The 21,535-nt window shown below is 62.3% G+C and carries 19 protein-coding genes and 1 pseudogene; 8 read left to right on the top strand and 12 right to left on the bottom strand.

Annotation, left to right across the window (positions count from 1 at the left end; all coding sequences use genetic code 11):
- Nucleotides 1–303: 303 nt before the first annotated feature.
- From J7302_RS04420 to J7302_RS04405, 4 genes are all read right to left on the bottom strand, one after another.
- Nucleotides 304–1,566, bottom strand: coding sequence for an OprD family porin (locus J7302_RS04420; RefSeq protein ID WP_215372440.1), 1,263 nt, complete (start codon nt 1,564–1,566; stop codon nt 304–306).
- A gap of 77 nt (nt 1,567–1,643) precedes the next feature.
- Complete coding sequence (locus tag J7302_RS04415; protein ID WP_215371026.1) at nt 1,644–2,057, bottom strand: DoxX family protein; 414 nt, start codon at nt 2,055–2,057, stop codon at nt 1,644–1,646.
- A 41-nt stretch (nt 2,058–2,098) separates the two neighbouring features.
- Nucleotides 2,099–2,713 (bottom strand): helix-turn-helix domain-containing protein, encoded by a 615-nt coding sequence (locus J7302_RS04410; RefSeq protein WP_215371023.1) that lies wholly within the window; start codon nt 2,711–2,713, stop codon nt 2,099–2,101.
- Nucleotides 2,714–2,751: 38 nt separating this feature from the next.
- Entirely contained in the window at nt 2,752–3,672 is a 921-nt protein-coding gene (locus J7302_RS04405) for a LysR family transcriptional regulator (protein ID WP_215371020.1), read from the bottom strand.
- Nucleotides 3,673–3,832: 160 nt separating this feature from the next.
- Here J7302_RS04405 and J7302_RS26385 point away from each other — a divergent pair.
- The 3 genes and pseudogenes from J7302_RS26385 to J7302_RS04395 form a co-directional block, all read left to right on the top strand.
- Nucleotides 3,833–4,035: pseudogene (locus J7302_RS26385) on the top strand (oxidoreductase); the annotation flags it as partial.
- 129 nt (nt 4,036–4,164) lie between these two features.
- Nucleotides 4,165–5,073, top strand: coding sequence for a LysR family transcriptional regulator (locus tag J7302_RS04400; protein ID WP_215371017.1), 909 nt, complete (start codon nt 4,165–4,167; stop codon nt 5,071–5,073).
- Nucleotides 5,074–5,181: 108 nt separating this feature from the next.
- On the top strand, nt 5,182–5,409 hold the full coding sequence (locus J7302_RS04395; protein WP_349814423.1) for a hypothetical protein: 228 nt from the start codon (nt 5,182–5,184) through the stop codon (nt 5,407–5,409).
- 29 nt (nt 5,410–5,438) lie between these two features.
- Here J7302_RS04395 and J7302_RS04390 read toward each other — a convergent pair whose 3' ends face one another.
- Both J7302_RS04390 and J7302_RS04385 read right to left on the bottom strand, forming a co-directional pair.
- Complete coding sequence (locus tag J7302_RS04390; protein ID WP_215371014.1) at nt 5,439–6,092, bottom strand: hydrolase; 654 nt, start codon at nt 6,090–6,092, stop codon at nt 5,439–5,441.
- Nucleotides 6,093–6,540: 448 nt separating this feature from the next.
- Nucleotides 6,541–6,921 carry a helix-turn-helix domain-containing protein gene (locus J7302_RS04385; RefSeq protein WP_215371011.1) on the bottom strand — a complete coding sequence of 127 codons (381 nt, stop codon included), beginning with the start codon at nt 6,919–6,921 and terminating at the stop codon, nt 6,541–6,543.
- Between the two features lie 193 nt (nt 6,922–7,114).
- On the opposite strand from J7302_RS04385, the gene J7302_RS04380 reads away from it, so the two are divergent.
- The 4 genes from J7302_RS04380 to J7302_RS04365 all read left to right on the top strand — a co-directional run bounded on the left by J7302_RS04380 (nt 7,115) and on the right by J7302_RS04365 (nt 11,523).
- Nucleotides 7,115–7,678, top strand: coding sequence for an antibiotic biosynthesis monooxygenase (locus tag J7302_RS04380; RefSeq protein ID WP_215371008.1), 564 nt, complete (start codon nt 7,115–7,117; stop codon nt 7,676–7,678).
- 14 nt (nt 7,679–7,692) lie between these two features.
- Entirely contained in the window at nt 7,693–9,672 is a 1,980-nt protein-coding gene (locus J7302_RS04375) for an amidohydrolase (protein ID WP_394359071.1), read from the top strand.
- 459 nt (nt 9,673–10,131) lie between these two features.
- On the top strand, nt 10,132–11,352 hold the full coding sequence (locus tag J7302_RS04370; protein ID WP_215371005.1) for an MFS transporter: 1,221 nt from the start codon (nt 10,132–10,134) through the stop codon (nt 11,350–11,352).
- A gap of 24 nt (nt 11,353–11,376) precedes the next feature.
- A complete protein-coding gene (locus J7302_RS04365) occupies nt 11,377–11,523 on the top strand; it encodes a hypothetical protein (RefSeq protein ID WP_215371002.1) in 147 nt (48 codons plus the stop codon).
- 73 nt (nt 11,524–11,596) lie between these two features.
- On the opposite strand, the gene J7302_RS04360 is transcribed toward J7302_RS04365, so the two are convergent.
- The 4 genes from J7302_RS04360 to J7302_RS04345 all read right to left on the bottom strand — a co-directional run bounded on the left by J7302_RS04360 (nt 11,597) and on the right by J7302_RS04345 (nt 15,308).
- Nucleotides 11,597–13,183: an MFS transporter gene (locus J7302_RS04360; protein ID WP_215370999.1), complete on the bottom strand. Its 1,587-nt coding sequence runs from the start codon at nt 13,181–13,183 to the stop codon at nt 11,597–11,599.
- Between the two features lie 65 nt (nt 13,184–13,248).
- A complete protein-coding gene (locus tag J7302_RS04355; RefSeq protein WP_251701877.1) occupies nt 13,249–13,497 on the bottom strand; it encodes an OprD family outer membrane porin in 249 nt (82 codons plus the stop codon).
- Between the two features lie 101 nt (nt 13,498–13,598).
- On the bottom strand, nt 13,599–14,138 hold the full coding sequence (locus J7302_RS04350; RefSeq protein ID WP_215370996.1) for an antibiotic biosynthesis monooxygenase: 540 nt from the start codon (nt 14,136–14,138) through the stop codon (nt 13,599–13,601).
- Between the two features lie 153 nt (nt 14,139–14,291).
- Nucleotides 14,292–15,308: an alpha/beta hydrolase gene (locus J7302_RS04345; RefSeq protein WP_251701876.1), complete on the bottom strand. Its 1,017-nt coding sequence runs from the start codon at nt 15,306–15,308 to the stop codon at nt 14,292–14,294.
- A 255-nt stretch (nt 15,309–15,563) separates the two neighbouring features.
- On the opposite strand from J7302_RS04345, the gene J7302_RS04340 reads away from it, so the two are divergent.
- Entirely contained in the window at nt 15,564–18,428 is a 2,865-nt protein-coding gene (locus J7302_RS04340; protein WP_215370993.1) for an ATP-binding protein, read from the top strand.
- A 6-nt stretch (nt 18,429–18,434) separates the two neighbouring features.
- Here J7302_RS04340 and J7302_RS04335 read toward each other — a convergent pair whose 3' ends face one another.
- Both J7302_RS04335 and J7302_RS04330 read right to left on the bottom strand, forming a co-directional pair.
- A complete protein-coding gene (locus tag J7302_RS04335; RefSeq protein WP_215370989.1) occupies nt 18,435–19,916 on the bottom strand; it encodes an ATP-binding protein in 1,482 nt (493 codons plus the stop codon).
- A 187-nt stretch (nt 19,917–20,103) separates the two neighbouring features.
- Nucleotides 20,104–21,054 carry a GlxA family transcriptional regulator gene (locus tag J7302_RS04330; RefSeq protein ID WP_215370986.1) on the bottom strand — a complete coding sequence of 317 codons (951 nt, stop codon included), beginning with the start codon at nt 21,052–21,054 and terminating at the stop codon, nt 20,104–20,106.
- Between the last annotated feature and the right edge of the window lie 481 nt (nt 21,055–21,535).

The raw sequence follows: 21,535 nt of genomic DNA, 5'->3' as shown, positions 1-21,535 counted from the left end.
CGCAAAATATATTCTGACAATGTCGGCTCAACCCCGCTGAAACAGCGCGTTTTCCAGACAATATATTCTGACAACTTCACGCAATCTGTCCTGGACGGTGCTGCTACCGGCCGCGAGCTGCCGAACAGTTTCAGCAGCGCATCATCACTGACTCGACCAGGCCGGCCCAACGGGTCTAGTGCTTCTCGACGATCAGCGGATCGAAGATGTCGTGGTAGTCCAGGGGCCGCCGGCAAAGGTGGCGCGGGCGCTCAGGGAAGCTGCAGTTGAGTCATTCAGCTAAATACTCCAATTCGCGAACCGCTATAGCCAGTCTTTGAGCGGGTATTCCAGGATCAGGTACAGACGGTCAATGTCGTCGCCGGCCTGGGCCGAGTTGCCCCGGTGGCTGACGTGAGACAGCTTGATCGAGAGGTCCTTGGCCACGCCGGACATGACTTGATAGTGCAGGTCGATGTCCCTCTCCCAGTGTTTGCCATCGCGGCCTTGCTGGGGCACGAAACGGCCGGTGACCGGATCGAAGGGGTTGTAGGCGCCGCCGGCCGGGGCGCTGGTGCCGTCGATGTCACGGCCACTGACATAGCGGGTCATGAAGGTCAGGCCAGGGATGCCCAGCATGGCCATGTCAAGATCGTAACGGACCTGACAGGAGCGTTCGTTGGGGCCGTTGAAGTCGGCATACTTGACAGAGTTGGCCAGGTAAATGGAGTCGCCACCGACGAAATCGAAAGGCGTGTCTCCGTCGATGTGTTGGTAGGCGAGAGTGACGGCCTGGGCGCCGGCAAGGTATTTGACCGATAGGCTGTAGGCCAGGGTGTCGATGGCGCCAGCGTTTGCGGCGCCCTGGTCGCGCGTCCGATACAGGTTGGCGTCGAGCAGCAGGGGGGACTGTTGCAGGCGCAGATTGAGGTAGCCCTGGCGCCAAGTGTCGTCCAGTTGCGCCCCGTAGAGTGCGCCGCTGAAGCGGCCTGGCGGCGCGAAGTCGACGCCGGCCAGGCTGATGCTGCTGCCACTCGTGGTCGCGCCGTAGCCGCTGAAGTCGCCATGCCCTGAGCTCGAATCCTGGTTCTTGAAGGAGGTGAAGTGCCCGGCCTGGGTGTGCAGGTCCTCCACCTCGGCGCTGTCTAGCAGAAAGCCTGTGGCGTACTCGGGCTGCAAGCGCTTGTCCCCCGTGTCGAACACCGGCGTTTCGACTGTCATTTCGCCATATCTCAACTGGCTTCTGCCCATCCGAAGCTTCAAGCTGGCGCCGGCGCTGGAGAAGTCATCGGCGCTGCGGCCATCGTCGCCACGGGGCAGCAGCCCAGTACCGGCGTGACCGCGGCCGCCATCGAGCTTGATACCGAGAAAGCCGTGGACATCGGTTCCCAACCCGATGGCGCCAGGCGTATAGCCGGAGCGAAACTCTCCGATGAATCCCTGCGCCCACTCCTGCCGATAGTTTTGACCGCTGGACGAATCGCTGCGGAAGTCGTTATGCAGGAAATAGTTGCGACCGAGCAGCGACCAACTCGGATCGGCCAGTGCATCGGCGGCGGGCTCCGCTTCGACATCGGCCATTCCCATCAAGGGCACCAGCAGTGCGAGGTGTTTCAGCGGGGTAGAGTGGCTCCGGAACACGAGTCGGGCCATGGGCTGAGCACTCAGGTGAGCCATGCAGGCGCTGGTCTCCGCCCTGGCAACCTTCCGTAGAGGGACAAGTTACCCGGACCGGCGATGAGCACGGTGACGAATATGATCAACAGCAACCAGGCGAACTGCCCTTCGGCTAGGCTCCATTCCGGATGCACGAGGATCAGCGAAACCAGCAGCACTGCCAGGATCGGGAGGCACGCCAGTCGCGTCAGCACGCCGAGGATGATCGGCAGCGGGCACAGCACTTCGGCAAAGATCGCCAGGCCCAGCGTTGTCCAGGCGCCGAGGTGGAGCGGGTCTTCGATCACAGTCAGCTCCCGGCTGAAGTTCAGCAGTTTGGGCAGACCATGAACCCAGAGCAGAAGCAGGCAGCCGGACACGCGCAGGAACAGCAGGGCCCAGTCGGTCGAGGAGAGGGACATGGCGAGATCTTCCAAGGTTGGTGGGCAGGAACCACGATGAGTCATGCCTCTGTCCGTTTCTTGTACCTGTGTGCTCGATTGAACGAACAGTGCCACTGTCCGTCCTGATCTCCCGACCCGTGAAAGCGCCTCCACTTGGACGGGGAGGTGCGGGCAATTCCTTGGAAGACTCTGGAGAAATGGGACTGGTTTGCAAAGCCGCAGTCCAGGCCGATCTGCGACACGTTGAGCCGTGTGTGCAACATCGATTGCCTGGCTTTTTCAACGCGCATTTTCAGCAGCCATTCAGGAGGTGTCATTCCAGTGCTTTGCTTGAAAGCGCGAGTGAAGGAGCCGCGGGAGAGCGAGCATTCCTGCGCCAGTTCGGCAACCGAGAGGCTATCGGCCAAGCGGTTGGCAATAAGCCCTTTGGCGCATTTCACCTGCACCGCGGAAAGTTCCCTGACCGGCTCCTGCCAGGTGCCTACATTTCCGTGTTGCGAACTGATGTGCGTGCACAACGCGAGCCCCACTTGGTTGACGAAAAGCTGGTTCGCCTTATCGGGCATCCTCAGGGCGGGCAGCAATGACTGGGTGAGGTGAAAAATGACGGGATCGAGGATGCCAGGCGGGCAGTACAAGTCGGTGCCTGTGGCTCTGTCCGGCAACCACTGCATTGCCGAGGACGCTTCAGTCCGCGGCTCGGCGGGCTTTATCAGGGGCTTGAATGGTCCCAGTAGGGCGGATTGCCGAAGCGTTCGGTGAAGAAATCGATGAATGCGCGGACTTTCTTCGAATTACGCCGGTTGGGCAGGTACAGGGCGTGCACGCCTCCATCTTCCCTGTCGAGCCCGGCCTTCCATTGCGGAAGAACCACCTGCAGCCTGCCGGCCACGATGTCCTCCCCCAGGAGCCAACTGGGCATCAGGACCAGGCCCATGCCGTTGAGTGCAGCTTCGCGCAGCACTTGCGAGTTGTTGGCCCGCAGTGGGCCACTCACATGCACGCTTTCTTCGCTGTGTCCGCTGAACTGCCACAGCCGGCTGCCGCGCGCGAAGGCAAATGTCAGGCAGGCATGGTGCGCGAGGTCCGCCGGGGAACTGGGAGAGCCATGGCGGCGTAGGTATTCCGGGCTGGCGCAGAGCAAGCGGCGATGGGGTGCCATCCGCCGGGCCACGACATGGGGGGAGTCCACGCCGCCCAGGCGAATGGCGAGGTCGAGCCGCTGTTCCACCAGGTCAGCCACATCGTCAGACAGCACCAGGTCCAGGGTGATGCCGGGGTAGTGCTCATTGAAGGCGTGCAGGCCGGGTGCGATATGCAACTGCCCGAAGGCAACCGGCAGGCTGACGCGGAGTCGACCGCGAGGCGGACCTTCCGCCTCGCTGACCTCCAGGTTGGCGCTTTCCAGGTCCGCCAGCAGACGCACCGCGTGCTCGTAATAGCTTTCCCCCGCGGCCGTGAGCGTGACCCGTCGAGTCGAGCGATTGAGCAGCCGCGTGCCCAAGTGTTGCTCCAGGGCATCCACCTGCCGGGTGACGGACGAGGTCGCCACGCCCATCTGCCGGCCGGCCGACGCGAAGCCGCCTGCCTCCACGGTGGCGGCGAATGCTTTGAGCGCAGCAAAACTGTCCATGATTAACCTTTGCGTCCTTCGCAACGAAATTAACCAATCCGGCCGGATTATCACTCGACAGAGTCAAGCATAGATTGCCTCCCAACTGGAGAACAAAACCATGCCTGACCTGAGCATTCCACTGCGATCTGCACGGCGCGCGCTGGTCATCGGCGGCTCCCTGGCTAGCGGCTACAACGCAAAGAGCGCGGAAGAGACGCTCACTCGTGGTCGGGCGGACCTGATCGCTTCGGCCGGCCGTTCATCGCCAACCCGGACCTGCCCCGCCGTCTGCGCGAGGGCTTGCCCCTCAACACGTCAGACCCAGCGAGCTTTTTCGGTGGAGACCATCGTGGCTACACCGATTACCCGGCGCATGGCTGAGTAAGCGGCGAAGCCACCCTCCCACTGTAGGAGGACCCAAAGAGCACCTGCGTTGGTCGAGCACACCTGTACAGGAAAGGCGGCCGCAAATGTGTTCGATTGATGTGTCAGCCTTGGGAGCGATGGACCATGAACCGAAATGACCTGCGTCGCCTGGACATGAACCTGTTGGTGATCTTCGAGTCGCTGATGATCGAGCGGAACCTGACCCGCGTCGGCGAGAAGCTCTTCATCACCCAGTCCACCGTCAGCGCCGCGCTGGGCCGCCTGCGCGATCTGTTCGACGACCCGTTGCTGGTGCGCAGCGGGCGGAGCATGGAACCTACGTCGCGGGCGCTGCACATACTGGAAGAACTGCGTCCGGCGATGGATGTGATTTCCTGTGCGGTGAGTCGGGCCAGGACCTTCGACCCGGCTAGCAGCAACAACATCTTCCGCCTCGGTCTGTCCGACGATGCCGAGTTCGGTCTATTCCCGGCGCTGCTAGCGAAGTTGCAGGAGGAGGCGCCGAACATTGTCGTCGTGGTGCGCCGCGCCAACTACCTGCTGATGCCGTCATTGTTGTCCTCAGGCGAGATCACCGCCGGGGTGAGCTACACCACCGATCTGCCGGCCAACGCCAAACGCCGCAAATTGCGTGATATCGACGTAAAGGTACTTCGCGCCGACAACCGTCCCGGACCGCTCACCCTAGAGGAGTACTGCGCGCGGCCTCATGTAATGGTGTCGTTCTCCGGCGATCTGAACGGCGCTATCGACCTCGATCTGGAGCGTATCGGCCGCTGCCGCCGCGTGGTGCTCGCCGTGCCCCAGTTCGGCAGTTTGCGTGCACTGCTGCGCAATACCGAAATGATCGCCACGGTGCCCGATTACGCTGCCTGCAACTTGGTGGAGGACAGTTGCTTGCGTGCCGAGGATGCACCCTTGGAGATCAGGCCGGCAGAATTGTCGATGGTTTGGAGTGCTGCTCATGACAACGATCCGGCCGAGCGTTGGCTGCGTGAACGCATGATTCAGTTCATGCGTGCGCCGGCATAGCCCAGACGTTGAAGAGATGCCGGCGGGCTGGTCCGAGGATAGTCGGACCATCTTCCATGGAGGCCCGCAGACAGGCCGGTTCCTCTACATCAACTGGTCCCCGGGCACGTGGTGGAGAACACCACCTGGAGCCGTGCCACGGTGGCCTTTGCCAGCTTCCAGGCCATCGCGGGTTACGCCTATTCGGCAATGTTCAGCGCCAGCCAAGGGTACTACGGTCCGCTGTTCGCAGTTGCTGGCGGCGCGATTGGATTGGCGCTGCTGGTGGAACTGGCGTGGCTGTGGAAGGCATCGCCGGAACGGCGTACGGCCACTGGGGCAGGCCAGCCGAATTAGGGAGCGGCAAGGCCGCTCCCCGCTCGGGCTCAGTGGCCTTCGCTGGCGTTGAACATGGCCTTGGCATAGATCAGGCCGAGACCATAGGCGCCGCCGTGCTCGATGGAGGTCTTTACAGTCTGGTCGTAGGTTTCGCCACGGGCCCAGTCGCGTTGCAGCTCAAGCAGGTATTGCAGCGAGGTCATGGGGCGCGCGCCGAGCTGGATCATGCGCTGCATGGCCATCTCGTGGGCTTCGGTGGAAACATCACCGCAGGCGTCGGCGATCACGTAGACCTCGAAGCCCTGGTCCAGGGCGGAAAGCGCCGGGCCGACGATGCATACGGAGGTCCACAGGCCGGCCAGCACAATCTTCTGCTTGCCGAAACGGTTCACTTCGACGGCGATGCGCGGGTCTTCCCAGGTGTTCATGCTGGTGCGATCGATGATGTGGTGATCCGGGAAAACCGACTTGATCTCATCGAAGATCGGGCCCGAGAAGCTCTTCTCGGCGACGGTAGTCAGGATGGTGGAAACACCGAATTCCTTGGCTGCCTTGGATACCAGCGCAGCGTTGTTGCGCAGGGTCACTGCGTCGATCGACTTGGTCGCGAAGGACATCTGCGACTGATGGTCGATCATGATCAGGGTGTGGTCGGTGGGATTCAACAGGGTCTTGCCGGGAACGGCAGAAGCGGTGGCCATGGGCGTATCTCCTTGGGTGATATGCGCATTTCTTGCGCGAGGGATCGCCGGCTGCAGGGCCGACGGTACGCCGAAACTATGTATTCCTATGGCCAGGCATTTCTTGGACAGATGTGCTCGACACTCCTCACAGACAAGAGTGCAAACGTTCTATTCACCCTCGACTGGGGTGAGTTGATTGGCGCTTGACAGGAGTGGGTGGCCTATTCCGGTCAGGGACAGCAAGCGAGTGATTGCAGGAAAGACAATTCGATGAGAATGGCGGCGATAGTGCCGTATCTCGATGTTCTGGCGCTTGATGTTTCGGGGGCCGTTGGAGGTGCTCTCCGTGACTAGCCGCTATCTGTTCCAAGAGCGTCACTGCCGGTTGTGGCGACGTGTGGGCCTCCAGCCGCGAGCCGCTTCGCGCCGAGGGTGAGCACGTGCTGCGCCTGCCGCGCTTATGTGCTCAGCTCGCCAGGCGCCGCCAGCCCTGTGGCGTGATGCCTTCCAGGCGGCTGAAGATTCGGCAGAAGTGGGCCTGGTCGCAGAACCCGCATTCCAATCCGATTTCTGCCAGCGGCAGACGCGCCTCAGCCAGCAGGCGTTTGGCTTTTTCGACCCGTTGCACGCGCAGCCAGGCTTGCGGCGAATGCCCGGTGCTGACCTTGAATTTGCGGCTGAAGTCGCTTCGCGAGAGACGGCACGCGGCGGCCAAGGTGGTCACATCAATGCCGCTGTCCAGATGCTCCAGCAACAGCGTCAGGGCACGCTCAAGTTGCCATGGCGCAAGATACCGCTGGATTGGTGCCGCAGCGGATATCGCGGTCATGATCTTGGATTGCAGCATGCTCATTCTCTCCCGGTTCCGACTGCCTGGAGCAGATCTTTGGGGGAGGCGCCGCGGGTGGCCAGTTAATGCGGGTTAATCCTGGTTAACGCGTGTTTACATGGGGCGTGCCGCTGCAGCACATGCGTCCAATCCTGGGGCGACAGAGGGGGCCATAGTTGGCGGCATCGACGAACAAGCCTATGGGGCGCCTATGAGCACTGAAGCCATCGACCTGAACAGCGTGGTGACTCTGGTGATCCAGCACAAGGTTCGCGGCGGTTCGCTGCCGAAGTACGAATCTTGGCTGCGTAAGGCAGTCAAGGCGGCACGGCTCCAACCTGGTCACCTGGGTGTGAATGTGATCCGTCCGGACGGCGGGGGAGTGACGTTCACTACTGTGGTGCGATTTGCCCAGGCCGCGCAGTTGCAAGCGTGGATTGACTCGGCTGAACGTGCTGTGTTGATCGAGGAAGTGCAGCCGTTGCTGGAGGAGGGTGACCACCCGCTGGTCCACGACGACGCGGAGTTCTGGTTTACGCCGGTCGACACACTCCAACCACCGCGCTGGAAGCAGGCCTGCGTCACCTTTCTCGTGATCCTGCCGCTGGCCCTGCTGGTACCGCTGCTCTGGCAGCCGCTGTTTCGGCTGCTGCCCTGGCTGGGTGGCTATGTGCCGAGCAACGCGGTGATCACCGCCAGCATCGTGCTGCTGGTTGTCTATCTTTTCATGCCGCCGGTGACCCGCTTCTTCGCCGGCTGGCTCAGTCAACGCTGATCCACGGAGGGGCCATGAGCGAAGACCCATCCAGCAACAGCCGCCGCCAGTTCCTCGCCGCCAGCAGCGTGCTCGGCGCCGCCGGCGCGCTCTGGTCCGCACTGCCTTTCGCCGGTAGCACCGGCTCCGCCCATGCCAGCACCCAAGGGGGTTCCATGACCGCTGACCTGATTCTGTTCAACGGCCGCCTGCACACGGTCGACCGCGAGAAGCCCACCGCCAGTGCGGTGGCCATCAAGGACGGCAAGTTCCTCGCCGTCGGCACCGACGCCGAAGCCATGGCCCTGCGCGGCGACGCCACCCAGCTCATCGACCTCAAGCAGCGCACCGTCATTCCCGGCCTCAACGACTCGCACCTGCACCTGATCCGCGGTGGCCTCAACTACAACCTGGAGCTGCGCTGGGAAGGCGTGCCCTCCCTTGCCGATGCCCTGCGCATGCTGAAAGACCAGGCCGAGCGCACCCCCAGCCCGCAATGGGTACGGGTGGTAGGCGGCTGGAACGAATTCCAGTTCGCCGAGAAGCGCATGCCGACCCTGGAAGAGATCAACCGCGCGGCGCCGGACACCCCGGTGTTCATCCTCCACCTGTATGACCGCGCCCTACTCAACCGCGCTGCGCTGAAAGCGGTCGGCTACACCAAGGACACCCCCAACCCGCCCGGTGGCGAGATCCAGCGCGACGCCAATGGCAACCCCACCGGCATGCTGATCGCCCGGCCCAATGCGATGATCCTCTACGCCACCCTGGCCAAGGGGCCGAAGCTGCCGCTGGAGTACCAGGTCAACTCCACCCGCCAGTTCATGCGCGAGCTGAATCGCCTCGGCCTGACCAGCGCCATCGACGCCGGCGGCGGCTACCAGAACTACCCGGACGACTACCAGGTGATCCAGGAACTGGCCCAGCAGGACCAGTTGACCGTGCGCATCGCCTACAACCTGTTCACCCAGAAGCCCAAGGAAGAACTGGCCGACTTCCAGGCCTGGAGCAAGCTGGTCAAGCCGGGCGATGGCACCGACTTCCTCCGCCACAACGGCGCTGGCGAGATGCTGGTGTTCTCCGCCGCCGACTTCGAGGACTTCCTCGAACCGCGCCCGGACCTGCCGCAGACCATGGAGCAGGAACTGGAACCGGTGGTGCGCCACCTGGTGGAACAGCGCTGGCCCTTCCGCCTGCACGCCACCTACGACGAATCCATCTCGCGCATGCTCGACGTGTTCGAGAAGGTCAACCGCGACATCCCGTTCAACGGCCTGCCCTGGTTCTTCGACCATGCTGAAACCATCAGCCCGAAGAACATCGAGCGGGTGCGGGCCCTCGGCGGCGGCATCGCCATCCAGGACCGCATGGCCTTCCAGGGCGAGTACTTCGTCGACCGCTACGGCGCCAAGGCGGCGGAGCAGACCCCGCCGATCCAGCGCATGCTCGCCGAAGGCGTGCCGGTGGGTGCCGGCACCGACGCCACCCGGGTGTCCAGCTACAACCCCTGGACCTCGCTCTACTGGCTGGTCAGCGGCCGCACCGTCGGTGGGATGGAGCTCTACCCCCAGGGCCTGTCCCGCGAGACCGCGCTGCAGCTGTTCACCCACGGCAGCGCGTGGTTCTCCAGCGAACAGGGCAAGAAGGGCCAGATCAAGGTGGGCCAGCTGGCGGATCTCGCGGCGCTGTCGGCGGACTTCTTCAGCGTCGAGCAGGAGGCCATCAAGTGGATCGAGTCGGTGCTGACCGTGGTCGACGGCAAGGTGGTGTATGCCGCCGCCGAGTTCGACAAGCTCAGCCCGCCGCAGCTGCCGGTGCTGCCCGAGTGGTCGCCGGTGGCCAAGGTCCCCGGCCACTGGAAGCCCGCCGCGCCGCTAGCCGCCCAGGTCCACCAATGCGTCGGCGCCTGCGCTGTGCATGCCCACAGCCACGAACGGGCACGGCAATCCAGCGTGCCGGTGAGTGATTACCAGGGCTTCTGGGGCGCGCTGGGCTGTTCCTGCTTCGCCTTCTAATGCGGACCGCCCCCCTCTCCCTCTGGGAGGGGGGCTGGGGGGAGAGATGCCGTGCCCTACTCGGACCTCGTCCCCCTGCAGGCTCGAAGTGCAGACCTTCGGCCTGCTTGCGCTAGCCCCCTGGAAGGGGGCGAATCCTCCCCCGTGCACAAGGCCGCCCACTTTCGCCTGGTCTCGACCGTAGGGTGCGCTGCGCGCACCGATTCCGGGATCGGCTTCGGCACCACGTCAAACCGCCGGTGCGCACGGCGCACCCTACCGGAAATGAATTCGCCCCTACCGGAAACCCATTTGGAGTATCGCGTCCGGGCGCAATGGCATGTTGCGCGTGCCAGGGCAATGCCGGTGCAGCGTTGCGTAAATCGCATCGGTGTGTTGTGCGGCAGCCGGATTCTGAATTACCGGTGGGCGACATAGTCTGGCGCCGTCAACTCTCAACCCACCCGATGAGGTTCCGCCATGTCCCCTGGTAACCCCGCAACCGCCCACTCCAGGACGGCGTTAGCCGTTGCGCCGCCGACTTTGTCCAAATCCCTGGTGCTGTTTCTCGCATTCTGCTGCGGCGCAGTAGTCGCCAACCTCTATTACGCGCAACCGATCGTGGAGCTGATCGCTCCGTCCATTGGTCTTTCTACTGCTCACGCTAGCCTGATTGTTTCGCTGACCCAGTTCGGCTACGCCCTGGGCCTGCTGTTCCTTGTGCCCCTGGCAGATCTGCTGGAGAACCGGCGACTGCTTGTCGGTTTCACGCTTGCAGCGGCCCTGTGCCTGGCGGCTGCAGCGTTCAGCCAAACACCACCTCTGTTTCTCGTCTGCTCGTTGCTGATTGGTTTGACTTCGGTAGCTGTGCAGATCCTTGTCCCACTCGCCGCGCACATGGCTCCGGAAGAGTCCCGTGGCCGCGTGGTGGGCAACATCATGAGTGGCCTGCTGCTGGGAATCCTGCTGTCACGTCCGCTGGCCAGCACACTGGCTGAAGCCTTTGGGTGGCGTGGGGTGTTCTACAGTGCGGCGGCCCTGATGGCCTTGATGGCGCTAGTGATGGGGTTTCTACTCCCGCGTCGGCTGCCGGCGCATCGGGCCAGTTATGGCGCACTGATCGCGTCGGTATTCACTCTGGCCCGGAAGTACGCAGTACTGCGAGAACGCGCCCTCTACCAGGGTTTGCTGTTCGCCAGTTTCAGTAGCTTTTGGACCATCGCGCCCATCGAGCTTGTCCGTCAGCACGGCTTCAGCCAGACCGAGGTCGCGATCTTCGCCCTGGTCGGGGCGGTTGGCGCCATAGCTGCGCCCATCGCCGGGCGCTTGGCTGACTCTGGGCACAGTACCCGCAGTACCGCCTTCGCTCTCTTGCTGGCGCCTCTCGCGCTGCTCGCCGGTTCGCTGCCGGGGGGCGGTTGGACATGGATGGTTGTTACCGCCGTGCTGCTGGATTTCGCCGTCCAGTTGAACATGGTGCTCGGTCAACGCGAGGTGTACGCCCTTGACCCGAACATCCGGGCTCGCCTGAACGCGGTGTACATGACCAGCATCTTCGCTGGTGGGGCTCTGGGTTCGCTGATAGCCAGCCCGCTCTACGAGTACATTGGCTGGGCGTCTTTCGCGTGTCTGTCTGCATTGCCACCGGCGGGGGCCATGCTGATGTTCATTCTGCGGCCTCGTGGTTTTGCGAATGGCTGAGGCCGGAGAGCCAGAAGACTTGCCATGGATAAACTGTTGGTGCTGACGACGTTCGTCGCGACCGTGCGCTGCGATGGTTACTCGGCTTCCGGGCTCAATCCGGGCGTGGCGACTGCCTCGGTAACCAGGCCGGTTGAAGGCGAGTGTGCAGGCGCGTCTGGCCGCCCCTGAACTGGACAGGGTTAGCCAGACGCCAGCTGTAAGTTGGTCAGCGCCGCGTAGCTGTTCATCAGGTTGCGATAATTCAGCCTGCCTGTCCGGATAACCGGTGGCGGATCTGAATCACGATGCCTTCGGTCTGATAGCGCCTGGCCCTGGCCTCGATACGCTGCTCGGCGCGAGTGACCCGGTTGTGGTGGCGCAGGTGTTCGAGCCAGGATTCGTCGAAGAAAAACTCAGACCAAATACGCGGATTCTCCGCGTCCTGCACGAGCCCCCAGGAAAACGAACCGTTGCGCTGGCGCATGCGTCGCACCTCTGCCATGGCCGCCTGAAAGGCCGACCAATGCTCAGGGGCGATGTCGTACTCGAGGGTGACCATCACAGGCCCGCGATCCGGATCCTGGTCGGCGACCTGCATCGGCATGGGCCAATGCAACGAGGGCGCCAGGTCTTCCGCGTCGGTAACCGGCAGCTTGAACCAAGCTGTGGCGCCACTACCCAGCAACAGGGCTGCGGCTGCGGCACAGAGCGCCAGAGGGATCGAGCTGTGACTGGCGACGAAGCCCCAGAGCATGCCGCCGGCGGCCATGCTGCCAAAAAACACCAGTATGTACACCGACAGCGCCCGTGCTCTGACCCAACTCGGCACCGAGGTCTGTGCCGCTATCTGCAGGCTCGACAGCACCGCGATCCAACCTCCGCCACTAAGCAGCATTACCGGGATCAGCAGGCGCAGGTCGCGCACGAAAGCCAGGGCGACTATCACCAGCGCGTACAGCAGGCTGGCCAGTGCAACCAGCCAGTCGGCGCTAATACGCGGGCGCAGGTGTGGCAGCAGCGTGGCCCCGGCTACTGCACCGACGCCGACGCAGCCGAGTAGTAGACCAAAGTCAGTTGCGCTGCCATGAAGCTCGGTCCGCACGATCAGCGGCAGCAGCGACATGCCGGCGCTGGCGCCGAAGAAAAATGCGAAGGCGCGGACCAGTACTGCTTGCAGCGGCTCAGAGGCACGACTGTGGCGCCAGCCGGCACGCATCGCTCCGAACAGTCGCTCAGCTGGCATGACCGCTGGGGCAACTTCACGACGCCAGAAAAAAAGTACCGAGATCACTGCGAAGAACGACAAGGCATTGAGGGCAAAGGTGGCCCAAGGTCCGCTAAGACTGACCAGTACTCCGGCGATTGCCGGGCCGACGGCGCGCGCCACGTTGACCCCGACGCTGGACAGGGCGATGGCGGCCGGTAGCTCGGCCCTGCCTACAAGCTCAGGGGTAAGTGCCGACCAGGCAGGCATCATCAAGGCCGTACCGATGCCCATGCCGAGGGTCAGCAGTAACAGCAGCGGTACCGTGATCAGCCCACCCAGTGTCAGGAGCGCCAGAGTCATGGCCACCAGAGCCATCCACATCTGCACGAGCAACAGAAAGCGTCGTCGGTCAACGATGTCCGCCAGAGCCCCGGCCGGCAGCGCAAGAAAGAACATCGGTGCGGAGCCGGCGACCTGGACCAACGCCACATTCATCGGACTGGCGGACAACGAAGTCATTAACCACCCGGCGCCAACTTCATGCATCCAGGTGCCGATGTTCGAAGCGACACTTGCCAGCCACAGCCAGCGGAAGGTGGTTTGGCGCAGTGGGCTCCAGGGGGAGAGGGTCGATTGGGGCATGATCAGAGCCAACCTTTCAGGGGATATTACGGGATCACGTTGAGGCTTTCGACGTCGGCCCCGGCTTATGCGTTGTAAGGTGGGAAAGAGACAAGGAGTGGTCTTTCGTAGGGTCGGAAGTGAGGACGTGGCTCAGGCCGATATAGCGCTCCCAATGGCGTCCTTCCTTGCCTTGTAGCGGCAGGGCGGTGTCGCTGGCGGACCATGAAGGTCAGGCCGGGAACGCTGAGCGCGGCGAGATTGAGAGCATAGCGGGCTTGCCACGAGCGCTCGTGCTGCTCGTTGAAGTCGACGCAGTTGATCGAGTTGGCCAACTAGATTGCGTCACCGCTGCCACGCCGCGTACCGAATGGCTGGCAAGAGGATTACGGCGCCGAGGATCAGTCTCGTCATTCCTCATGGGTTGCTCCCTCTCTCAACTCGGGTTTAGCCAGGCGGCGAATAGGGCGGTGACTTTGGGCATCAGCAGGTATACGACCAAGACAACGATGCTCAGCGTGATCAGCACATTGCTCAGGACATAACCTCCTAGCCACGGTAGCCGAGTGAACACCGGTTGCCACAACAGTGGCACCAAGAGGCTCGGGGGCAGGATCACCAGAAAGGTGATGCAGGCTTGTTTCCAGCGCGCCGGTGGCACCGCGGAGCTCGGGGCAAACCAAAACTCACGGCTGGTATCGGTTTCGGTCTGGTCGCCTTCGATCAGCAGCGGCGCTACCTCGTTGACCTGGTGCCTACGCTCATTGGAGTCCAGCCAGCACTGAAGCTCATGAGTACCGGCGAAGCGCAGCACGCAAACAAATCGATCCAGATCGCGTATCACGTTTACCCCCTGATGGCCCGGGTAGGTACTGGCGATGCGGGTGGTGCGCCGTAGCCATTGCTCGTACGCATCTTCCTGCCCCGCTTTGATCCTGTGGCGCACGATCAATGTGACTATGCCGAGTTCGTCCATTGGAAGGTCCTGCGGTGGTCCACACCTCAATAGATCCAGATCGCTTTGCCCAGGGGGCCGGCAACGCACCGACCGAAAGCAATGACGCTAGGCCCGTAGGTCACCAGGGTTGTGAAAACTTTCAGCAACTGCTGGTCCCGTTGGATAAACGCTCTATTGCAGGTGTTTCTTCAGCTCCGTTCCAGCTTGCAGCATGGCCGAATGCGTGCCGCTGATATGCGACAGTGGGTTGAGTAGGCCGAAGTCGTGGATCATTCCGTTGTACCGGGTGGCGGTCACCGTGACGCCGGCGGCGTCGAGCTTTCGGGCGTAGGCTTCGCCCTCGTCGCGCAGCACGTCGAACTCGGCCGTCTGGATCAGTGCGGGTGGCAATCCCTGAAGCTGCTCGAGCGAAGCACGCAAAGGCGAGGCATGGATTTCTGCGCGTTGCTGGTTGTCGGTGGTGTAGCTGTCCCAGAACCACTTCATCAGCGGTTTGGTCAGAAAATGGCCTTGGGCAAACTGGTTGTAGGAGGCGGTTTCCAGGTTGGCGTCCGTTACCGGCCAAAGCAGGGCCTGGAAGCGGATTTGCGGGGTGCCCTTTTCCTTGGCCATCAGACTCACCACCGCCGCCATATTGCCGCCGACGCTGTTGCCGGCTACCGCCAGGCGCGAAGCGTCGACCGATAACTCCTCGCCATGCTCGGCTACCCAGCGTGTGGCGGCATAGGCCTGATTGATCGCGGTGGGGTAGTGAGCCTCGGGCGACGGGGTGTAATCGACGTAGACAGCGACCGCCCCGGAGTTCATTACCAAGTCGCGAATCAGGCGTGCGTGCGTCGGGTAGTCGCCGAGGACCCAGCCGCCGCCATGGAAGAACATGAACACCGGCAGCTTGCCTACGGCCCCTTCGGGGCGAACGATGGTCAGTTTGATCGGCTGACCACTCGCTTGGATGGTCTTTTCCTCAGTGCGGATTCCGGAAAGGTCGACTTTGACCGAGGCCTGTGCACCGACCAGAACAGCACGAGCCTCCTGGGCGGTCATCTGCTCCAGCGGCTTACCGCCACCCGCTTCCAGGGCCTCGAGAAAGTTCTGGGTGTCCTGCTCAACCCCGGGGCTCCCGGCCGCCAAGGTAAGGCTGCTGGCAAGGCCAAGTGCAGTGACGATAAGGCTTCTCGGCAGGCTCATGATCTGTCTCCCCTTAATGATTGAGCGAGATACCACCTCCAGGTGGTGGCCTCGGGTGCACGTCGTCTGGGACGACATCTTTGGCCTTACCCGACCATTCGGGCGAGTTAATGCTTGTTAATCCTCGTTGTCTCGCCGACGGGTCACGCTTTCGTCATTGCGCTCTTGCACCGCTGTAAACGTCCCAGCACCATGTCGGGAATTAGTGTCGCGAGCCATAGCAGCCCGTCACTCGACAGACACAGGTATTCGCACATGGTGTTAGACGGAATTGCCGACCTGGTCGGAGCCAATCCAGCAGTAGGGGAGGTCCAGCAGCCGATAACTGGTGCGGCCGCTCGTGTGGCTCGCATCGGCGCTTACCACGTGCTCGTTCACAAGCGCCTGGTGCTGGCTGACGGCCGCCCCGTGCATTTGGGCAGTCGTGCATTAGACATCCTGCTGGTCTTGTTGGAGCACGCTGGTAGCGCGGTTAGCAAGGAGCAACTGATCGCTCGGGTATGGCCCGACAATGTCGTCGAAGAGATCAATTTGCGGGTGCATATTGCCGCCCTGCGCAAGGCCCTTGGGGATGACCGAGAAGGCCAGCGCTATATCGCGACCATTCCCCTGCGCGGCTACTGCCTGGTTGCCCCGGTCTCCTGGCAGGAGCCGGCGGAGGATACGATCAGGATGCCGGAACACAACCTTCCTCCGCGCCTGAGCCCCATGATCGGACGCGGCGAGGTAGTCGAGAGTCTGGTTCGGCAACTGCGCCAACGGCGATTTGTCACCTTGGTGGGGCCAGGGGGAATTGGCAAGACCACGGTGGCGCTGCATGTCGCAGATCGGCTTTTGGCGAACTACCCACAGGGCGTCCGACTACTTGACCTGGCGCCGCTCGACAAAGCGGAGCAGCTACCTTCGACTCTTGCCGCTGCGCTCCACGTGCCTCTGCACGGCGAGGAACTCATGCCCCAGTTGGCCGGCTACCTGCGTGATCGGCATATGCTGCTGGTCCTGGACAATTGCGAACACCTGATCGACGCGGTAGCCGACTTCGCCGAAACACTGCTCAGATCGGCTCCACGCCTCGACGTCCTGGCCACCAGTCGCGAGGTCCTGCGCGCAGAGGGGGAGCAGGTGTATCGCCTCGGCCCCCTTGCCTGCCCGCCAGCCACTTCAGCCATGACGCAAGCGCAGGCGATGGGTTTCCCTGCGCTACAGCTGCTATTGGAGCGGGCCGTCGACAGCCAGGGCCGGTTCGAGCTGAGCGACAGCGACTTGCCGTTAGCCGCCGAACTCTGCCGACGCCTGGACGGCATTCCCCTGGCTATCGAGTTGGCCGCCGCACAACTTGGCGCCTTGGGCCTGACCGGTGTGCTTTCGCAGTTGGCCAACTGTTTTCGTTTGCTCAGCCGGGGGCGGCGTACCGCTCCCGCCCGCCAGCAGACTCTGCGCGCTACCTTGGAATGGAGCCATGAACTTCTTCCGGAACATGAGAAGGCCTGCCTGCGTCGGCTAAGTGTGTTCCCCGCCAGCTTTACCCTGGACGCCGCTGCTGCACTGATGGGGGACGACCAAGTCGCGCCGCAGCTGTGCATAACGCTGGGTCAGTTGGTGGCCAAGTCGCTGGTGAACGCGGACGTTGGCGACGAGCAGTCGTATTACCGCTTGCTGGATACGACTCGCACCTACGCGTTGGAAAGGCTGCGCGCTGCGGCAGAAGAGGAGGTTGTGCGCCGACGGCACGCACACTACTGCCTGGCCTGGATGAACCAGGCCCATCAGGAGTGGGTTGTCACGCCTGAACGACAGTGGATCAGGCGCTTCGCAACGCACTTGGATGATCTGTGTGCAGCGCTCGACTGGAGTTTCGCGTCGCCAGGTGATGAAGCGCTCGCCATTCACCTCACAGCCTGCTCGACACCACTTTGGCAGGAGCTGTCCCTTCTCAAGGAGCACAGCCGCTATGTGGTCAAGGCACTGGCCGCGCTGCAGGCCGATGAGCAACCCTGCCCAGCTCTGCAAGTGAAGCTCAAACTCGTGTTAGGCAGCGCCTGGTACCACGCCCGCGGCGGCACGCAGGACACAATCGACGCTTTCGTCAGTGCGGGGCGACTGGCTGAGCGCTGCCAGGACCTGACCGGTCAACTCATGGCCGCGTCGGGGCTGATGGCGGTCAATCTGTGTCGGGCTGACTACCAGGCTGCACTCGAGCAGACTCGCCACTTTGACCGCCTTAGCCTGCGTGACGGCCCCGAAATGGCGCTGAGTTTGCAGCGATTGAGCGGTCTGGCCCAGCACTTCGCCGGCAACCAGTTGCAGGCGAAGCGGCATGCTATCGCTGCGCTTACACAAATTGTACGGGCCCCGTCTGCTGGCAACTATACAAACGGCTTTGGAGTGCAGTACGACCAGGAGGTCGCAGCCCTTACTCTGTTGGCTCGCATCCTTTGGCTGCAGGGCTTCCCTGAGCAGGCCTGGCAACGGGCGCTTCAGGCAGTTGATGTGGCCAAGCGCCGTGAGCATCGAACCTCCCTGTGTTACACGCTGGCGCTATCAGCCTGGGTGATCGCCCGTTACAACGGCAACGCCGAAGCCAGCCGCGATTTGCTCGAGTTGCTGCTAGAGCAGACTCGCGAGCTTTCCATGAACATGTTCCTTGGCTGGGCCCAGCATTACGCACGCGAAACTTTGACCCCTGGAGTGTCTCTAGGGAACGAGCCAGCGTTGCCTGGCGACGGCCTGATCAAAGACATTATGGTTACCCTGAACCCTGGCTATGCCGATGACACGTTGCTCGCACGCGCACGATCCGGACAGGCCGGCTGGGTCACGGCGGAAGTGTTACGCGTCGAGGCCGAGGCCCTGCTTAACGGTGAAGTTCAGGACCTGGACGGAGCCGAGGCGCTCCTGGCCAGGGCGCTGAACATCGCCGGTGACCAAGGCGCGTTGGCCTGGGAGCTCCGCGCTGCCTGCAGCCTCGCACGTCTATGGCAGCAACGAGGCCGCTGGCAGGACGCCCACGCGCTGCTCAAGCGTGTGTTCGGGCGTTTCACGGAGGGTTTCACCACCCCAGACCTGCTGGCGGCGAGGCAACTGCTCGACAAATGCGCGGCGCTCGCCGCGTCTGTCTGAGCAACCTCAAGATTGCTTGTAGCCGCCTTGGATCACCCGCATGTTCTTATGTCCGGCATAACGCTGCAGGACCTGTCGATTCTCGTCGCTGCCCCTGAGCATCTCCAGCGCGTAGGTACGCGAGGTGTTTAGCAATCGGTAGTGCACCACCGAGTCGATCATCTCCACCTCCAACCAGGACTTGGCCACCAGCTGGGTAATGGCCTCGAACACCTGCGCCTCTTGGAGTTGCATGCAGTTGATGAGGCTGAGCGCCATATCCAGCGAGAGTGCCGCCTTGAACACCGAGAACCTTTGCAGCACGGTTCTCTCGGACGGACTGAGCAGCGCATAGCTCCAATCCAGCGTCGCCCGCAGAGACTGATGACGTGACGCCGCCGTCCTGCGCCCGTGGGTCAGCAGTTGCAGGCAGTGCTCCAGTTGCCCCAGTAGGCCGCGCAGGCCCAACATCCCGACCTGGGCGGCGGCTAGTTCGATTGCCAGCGGGATGCCGTCCAACCGCCGGCAAATTTCGATGACCACAGCGACATCCTGCTCACGCAGGACAAAACCCGGCAGGTGCGCCTCTACCCGAGCGACGAACAGTTGGACGGCCGAACAGCCAATGGCTGCCTCGAGCGCCAACGATCTCGGTGGAATAGTCAACCCATCCAGCCGTTGTACACACTCACCATCAGTCAGTAGCGGCTCACGGCTCGTCGCCAGGATGGTCAGGCGCGGAGCGTTCCTGAGCAGGCCTTCGATCAGCGCGGCGCAGTTCTCGATCAGATGCTCGCAGTTGTCCAGCACTAGCAGTAAATGGCGGGAATTCAGATAGCGACCCAGGTCACACGGGTCGTGCTCGCTGAGCGGCGCAAGGCCTAGTGTGCGGGCAACCTTGGCCGCGACCAGCGTTGGATCGACCAGGACACTGAGGTCGATGAGGTAGACGCCATCGTGGTAGTGCGGCAACAACAGCTCGGCCAGGCGCAGCGCGATGGTCGTCTTACCCATCCCGCCTGCCCCGACCAGCGTCATTAGACGCCGGGTCGGTAACTTGCGGATCAGCTCGTCGACGACGGCATCACGCCCAAAGATTGGCGACAGTCGTCCCGGCAGATTGTGCAGCGGCTTGCCGTTCGGTTCATGTGGTGCCAATTCATCGGCGGAGGTCAGCTGTACGTCGGCGATGAAGCTGTAGCCGCGCTGCGGGATATTGGCAATGTAGTGCTTGCCGCCTTTGCCGTCGGATAGGGCGCGGCGTAGGGCGGCGATATGTACCCGAAGGTTAATTTCCTCGACTACCGTCGTCGGCCAGACGCGCGCCAGGATAGTCTCCTTGCTGACTACGTTGCCCGCATGTTCGAGCAGTAAGTGGAGGATATCCAAGGCCCGGCTACCCAGCCGCAGCGGTCGATCTCCCTGCAGAATCAGGCGACGTTGGACGTAGTAGTGGAAGGGGCCGAATTCCATCACCACATCGGTCTGGATAGTTCTGAGTTCGTTCACGTCATCACAAGAGTCGAAACACCCGGCCAGGTTCACCGCCGCCAACTACACGCAGCGCTATCCCGCCCGAGATCGAGAACCCCTCCACGTCAAGGTTTTCCCATTGGATGTCAGTCATTCACAACCGGACAACGCCTGAGAGGGGGCGTAGACGGCCAATCAGCGACGCTATACGGACATCGCGTATTCAGCTGAACTGGTGCCGGTATTGCGTGGGCGTGAGTCCGAGCTTGTCGCTAAACAGTGCGCGCATCTGCCGCACGCTGCCGAAGCCGCTGCGATAGGCCACCGTCTTCAGCGGGATTTTGCTGGTCTCCAGCAGGTTGCGGGCACGGTCAATGCGTGCGCGCTGAACGAACTCCATGGGGGGCATGTTCATATCGCGGCTGAATACCCGGGAGAAGTGACGCGGACTCATGGCCGCGAGGCAAGCCAACCGCTCGACATTGAAGTCCTCGGTCACATTGTCCAGCACGTACTGCTGAACCTTGGAGATGGGAGAGTCATCCTTGGCTGCTGTGCTGACCAGAGGGCTGAACTGCATCTGCCCGCCCTGGCGCTTCATCACCACCAGCAGCACTTTGGCGACTGAGAGCGCAATCTCCTTTCCGTGATCCTCCGCCACAATGGACAATGCCAGATCGATCCCGGTCGTGACTCCGCCAGAGGTGATCAGGTTACCGTCTCTGACGAAGACCTGATCCGTTTCGATTTTCGCCTTGGGGAAGCGCTTGGCTAACCGTTCGATGTACTTCCAGTGGGTGGTGACGCGACGATCGTCCAGTAGCTCAGCCTGCCCCAGGATGAAGGCGCCGGTACAAATAGATGCCAGGGATCTGACCTGGGGAGCCACGGTACGCAACCAGCACTGCAACCGTGGAAACTCCTGGTTATATGCACCTGGTCCGCCTGGCACCAGCAATACGTCGTAGGTGTCGGGCGCGTCTTCAATGAGCGTGTCAGCGGTAAGCGCTATTCCATTGGATGCGCACACACGCAGGCCATCCGAGCCGATTGTAATTATCTCGTAGCGATTCGCCGGATCCAGGTAGCGGTTGGCAATGGAAAAGACCTCTACCGGCCCTGCCACATCGAGTAGCAACAGGTCTTGGAACAACATTACAGCGACGGACTTCATCGGGATTCAGCCTGCGGGGAGCGCTTTGTCCAGATCGCTTGCCTGGAGGACGTCACGCTGTCGTCCCGATGTGCGGCAATGGCCGGCCTGGCCACGAGCGCAAGCTCCCTCCCACCGATGGCCAATGCCGCTAGATTCGGTGCTCGCAAGGTGAAAGGCATGTCCATGTCCTAGAAAACCAACAATGATCCCAGCTTGCCCAGGGTATTCATGATTGTTAACTAGCATTCTCGCAAAAGAATTTTGATTTTTTGTCACGTATGGAAATCCGCGGGACAGATCTGTTCGAGCGCCGAAATGCGAGCAGTCGCTCTTAACTACCTGTCCACCAGTTCCGGGACAGACCAAGGAGTGGGAACTGCTCTCGGAAATCGATGATTTGATTTGAGGAGTCGCAGACCAGGAAATAGTGATACTCAAGGTCTGAGAGTAGATGGCGCGTACGTCCTATTTTTAGCGCCTTCACAATGCGAGATCGCCC

The organism is Metapseudomonas boanensis (assembly GCF_018704125.1).
In the GTDB taxonomy this organism is placed as follows: Bacteria; Pseudomonadota; Gammaproteobacteria; order Pseudomonadales; family Pseudomonadaceae; genus Metapseudomonas; species Metapseudomonas boanensis.
Note: the sequence above shows the minus strand (reverse complement) of the source record. Positions and strands in the feature narration are given on the sequence as shown.

Coding starts and splice junctions, on each gene's coding strand:
- J7302_RS04375 (WP_394359071.1), top strand. CDS start 7,693: ATGAGCGAAGACCCATCCAGCAACAGCCGCCGCCAGTTCCTCGCCGCC.
- J7302_RS04345 (WP_251701876.1), bottom strand. CDS start 15,308: ATGAGCCTGCCGAGAAGCCTTATCGTCACTGCACTTGGCCTTGCCAGC.
- J7302_RS04350 (WP_215370996.1), bottom strand. CDS start 14,138: ATGGACGAACTCGGCATAGTCACATTGATCGTGCGCCACAGGATCAAA.
- J7302_RS04370 (WP_215371005.1), top strand. CDS start 10,132: ATGTCCCCTGGTAACCCCGCAACCGCCCACTCCAGGACGGCGTTAGCC.
- J7302_RS04410 (WP_215371023.1), bottom strand. CDS start 2,713: ATGCAGTGGTTGCCGGACAGAGCCACAGGCACCGACTTGTACTGCCCG.
- J7302_RS04360 (WP_215370999.1), bottom strand. CDS start 13,183: ATGCCCCAATCGACCCTCTCCCCCTGGAGCCCACTGCGCCAAACCACC.
- J7302_RS04405 (WP_215371020.1), bottom strand. CDS start 3,672: ATGGACAGTTTTGCTGCGCTCAAAGCATTCGCCGCCACCGTGGAGGCA.
- J7302_RS04365 (WP_215371002.1), top strand. CDS start 11,377: ATGGATAAACTGTTGGTGCTGACGACGTTCGTCGCGACCGTGCGCTGC.
- J7302_RS04400 (WP_215371017.1), top strand. CDS start 4,165: ATGAACCGAAATGACCTGCGTCGCCTGGACATGAACCTGTTGGTGATC.
- J7302_RS04380 (WP_215371008.1), top strand. CDS start 7,115: ATGAGCACTGAAGCCATCGACCTGAACAGCGTGGTGACTCTGGTGATC.
- J7302_RS04390 (WP_215371014.1), bottom strand. CDS start 6,092: ATGGCCACCGCTTCTGCCGTTCCCGGCAAGACCCTGTTGAATCCCACC.
- J7302_RS04385 (WP_215371011.1), bottom strand. CDS start 6,921: ATGCTGCAATCCAAGATCATGACCGCGATATCCGCTGCGGCACCAATC.
- J7302_RS04420 (WP_215372440.1), bottom strand. CDS start 1,566: ATGGGAATGGCCGATGTCGAAGCGGAGCCCGCCGCCGATGCACTGGCC.
- J7302_RS04330 (WP_215370986.1), bottom strand. CDS start 21,054: ATGAAGTCCGTCGCTGTAATGTTGTTCCAAGACCTGTTGCTACTCGAT.
- J7302_RS04340 (WP_215370993.1), top strand. CDS start 15,564: ATGGTGTTAGACGGAATTGCCGACCTGGTCGGAGCCAATCCAGCAGTA.
- J7302_RS04415 (WP_215371026.1), bottom strand. CDS start 2,057: ATGTCCCTCTCCTCGACCGACTGGGCCCTGCTGTTCCTGCGCGTGTCC.